We start from the raw sequence: 3,317 nt of genomic DNA on the forward strand, positions 1-3,317 counted from the left end.
CACGACCCATTGGTCGTCCCAGAAATCGAGCAGTTGATTATTAAGGATAGGGTAATATACTACCACCGCAGACACTCCCAGTATTATGAAATACAGGTGACGGGAAAAAGAGATGGAATGTATTCGTGTTTCCATAAGAGAACGAATTGCGTTTCATTCTGTCGGCAGGTACCACCTGTCGACAGTGGGAATCAGAGGGACTCTTTCTGCATACGGACCATTGCAGTTTTTGAGAAATTCGTTACACCAGTAATCCTTCTTTGTTTTCAGGATTTTTAAAGACAATAAGATCGTTTTCTTGAGGCATCTTTAATCCTGCAGAACAGTGGTATCCCCAATTCGTTTCCATATCTTTCTTCGCAGAGAGGGAATCCATGTGAAGATGTCTACAAGCTGAATATCTGACCACCGAACAGGTATATAGCCTCCATAGCTGATCTTGCCGATCCACAACCAATCGCCAGTCCCAATGGTCGATTTCCATACTGGTACTGGAAACACGGCATGGTTCGCCGATAAATACCCGGTAAAATTTATTCATTTTTATTAGCCACCATTGGGATATTCGGTTTCTCTATTTTTTTCTGTTTAATTTTTTACTGGGGTGATTAAAAATCTATTTTTTATTGTATCTAGATATAATTTAGTTTTATCTAGACTGCTTATAGAAGGAAAAAAAACCAATTCTATTTTTTCTGTATTATTCACTATGAAAAAGTATCTACTATAACCTCCTTCGATGTTTTTAGGAATATTTAAACTCTCAAGAGACAAATTAAAATATTCAAAATCAGCTAAATCATTTTTTAGTCTAATAATGTTGCTTCTGGAAAATTCATATGAGGGTAATATAAGTATCCTATCTCTTCCTATTTCTTTCATTAAATCATGGATTAAAGATAATTCTTTATAAATGCAGGCGTCACATGAATACTCATGATATCTGTATATTAATTTAGGAAAACTATCTATTTTCAAATGTTCTTTATTTTGATAATAGTTATAATATACATTTGAAGCATTAATGATATTGTTAAAAAAAGAATTATCTAAATTTTCATGAATAGTCGTATATCCCATTTTATTTCTGTTGTTTAATAAACAGACAGAGATGGATATTATACCAATTAGTATTGCGAAAAAACAGAAAATTTTATTTTTCATATATTATAACTGGATTCAGTCCTTCAGAGAATTTTCTTTTGTGATTTGAAAGAATATTCTTTCTACTTAATTTCATAACACAAAATAAAACCATTAAAACTATCACTGTCTTTTATGTTTTTCAAACCGTTTAATAAGGATTCATCCTTAATAAGGTTCGATGATGTTATCATAGTCTCCCAATCCCTCGGTCCGATATAATAAAGAACAGATTTATCTTCTTTGATACCATAATTTACAGGGAGTTGATTAATATTGACATGATTAAAAAATAAATCTTCATAAATAGATTCTATTTTTTTTGCAGACGAATTCCCTTTATCGTATAAGATATTATGGGGTTTGCTCCCTTTGTTCAATCTAAAGAAGATAAAATCGTCCGTATCCATAAAATGATGAATATCAAAATATTTGTTCATTCCAAGAATTTTTATCATATCCATAGGATTGTTATTGACGTCTAACCCGGATAAATCGTTCGGGATAAAAAAATTCTTTTCATATCCACTCAAAACTATATATGGCGTTGGCCGGTTGTTTGAATATTCATATATTGTATCCATAAACAAGTGGGATAATAAGGGTTTATTATCCCATTTCAATAGAAAAGGTCCGTTATAATTTGTCAGAGCATTATCCCAAGACTTATTACTAAGGGTCGGAATTATAAAGTTATTATCTTCCTCATCCACAGGGAGTATTCTAAATAAATATTCTGTATCCTTTTTACTTGGATCGAATTGAGTCAGATATATAGTGTCATTCTCATAAAAAATATATGAGCACATCGGCATATTCGAAGACAGGGATATCGATGATTGGAATATTCCATCTTTAATATTGTATTTTTTGATCTTTTGTGTCTGAATATCTGAGATATAGATACAATTGTTTTTTTTGTCAACAGACATATCAAAAGCCCTTAACATCTCGCCGGGGCCTGCCCCTCTTGATCCAATCTTTTTCTTGTAATTCCCCTTTTTGTCAAAAATAAAAACAGCACTGGATAGTTTATCCAAAATAAATAGTTCTTCATCATGAATCAATATCTTACTTATTTCTCCAATAAGTATTTCATCACTTAATTGAATGACATCAATATTATTGAAGATCTGGGATAAGAGTAATGTGTCTTCTTTTTTTATTTCATCTAGATTTATTTCAATATACTCCGAACTAATAGGAACTGAATTGTGATTTTTTTTACATGATGCAATTGTAACCAGAACCAATACCAATATAGAAAATGAACAATATTTTTTTTTCATAAGTTAGTTGTATATCAAGAGGGCTTGTCAATGTCAAGCCCTCTTTGTGATAGATTTATATGCAATGAACAGAAGTTCTTTTGTCATCAGTACCAATATAATAACCATCAGAAGTGAAGAAGCTGACAACGTTCCCCGATGCACAGTCCATACCCCATCCTGGAGTGCATGAATATGAATAGGTCATTGTATAATAACCATTATAAAGAGTAGTTTTGTATGAATCTACAAGATATCCTTGACATCCTTCATTCCCACCTCCGGAGCTACCTCCACCTCCGGAGCTACCTCCACCCCCGGAACTACCTCCACCCCCGGAGGTAGTTGACTGCGCCAATACTTCCACATGCAATTTATTATCTACTACTCCGTAGTCATTCAATGCATGCTTGAAGTTCAGGGTAAGCGCAAACAGTAAGGTTGTCACACCTAAAATAGTAAATTTGATATTTTTCATTTTATTAATTGTTTAGTTATTAATAATATGGTTAGAATCAATAAATTGCTTAATAATTACTTTCATCCCGTTTGATAACGGGATTGTCGGAAGATCGACTTTTCATAAAAAGCAAAATCTGTTTTCATGCGGTTATCTTTTTTTGATTGTTGATCCATCACTCATTATTAGGATAAATATATGATAATCATTCTGTTGTTTCAGTAACTTCTTAATTCTTGTTTCAACGTATCCGTATTATACCACGTGTACGTGCGTTGGTAGATATAAATCCCGAAATATACAGGTAACCGCTGAAAAACACCTTTATAAGAATCCCCTTCGGTATACTGGTTCATCACGACCCATTGGTCGTCCCAGAAATCGAGCAGTTGATTATTAAGGATAGGGTAATATACTACCACCGCAGACACTCCCAGTATTATGAA

5 protein-coding genes are annotated in these 3,317 nt (G+C 33.0%); all 5 read right to left on the reverse strand.

The features are described from left to right. Nucleotides 1-241: 241 nt before the first annotated feature. Nucleotides 242-541 carry a hypothetical protein gene (locus tag F597_RS21375; RefSeq protein ID WP_019541465.1) on the reverse strand — a complete coding sequence of 100 codons (300 nt, stop codon included), beginning with the start codon at nt 539-541 and terminating at the stop codon, nt 242-244. A 47-nt stretch (nt 542-588) separates the two neighbouring features. Next, nucleotides 589-1,080, reverse strand: a complete 492-nt coding sequence (locus tag F597_RS0119705) for a hypothetical protein (RefSeq protein ID WP_019541466.1) — start codon at nt 1,078-1,080, stop codon at nt 589-591. A 146-nt stretch (nt 1,081-1,226) separates the two neighbouring features. After that, the gene (locus F597_RS0119710) at nt 1,227-2,432 is read right to left on the reverse strand and encodes a 6-bladed beta-propeller (protein ID WP_081624427.1); all 1,206 of its coding nucleotides are present in this window, start codon (nt 2,430-2,432) and stop codon (nt 1,227-1,229) included. A gap of 55 nt (nt 2,433-2,487) precedes the next feature. Beyond that, nucleotides 2,488-2,889: a hypothetical protein gene (locus tag F597_RS22670; protein WP_019541468.1), complete on the reverse strand. Its 402-nt coding sequence runs from the start codon at nt 2,887-2,889 to the stop codon at nt 2,488-2,490. Nucleotides 2,890-3,089: 200 nt separating this feature from the next. Beyond that, nucleotides 3,090-3,317: hypothetical protein (locus F597_RS21385; protein WP_044060512.1), on the reverse strand; the 228-nt coding region annotated here is incomplete at its 5' end.

The sequence above is a fragment of the Proteiniphilum acetatigenes DSM 18083 genome (genome assembly GCF_000380985.1).
GTDB classification, from domain to species: Bacteria; Bacteroidota; Bacteroidia; order Bacteroidales; family Dysgonomonadaceae; genus Proteiniphilum; species Proteiniphilum acetatigenes.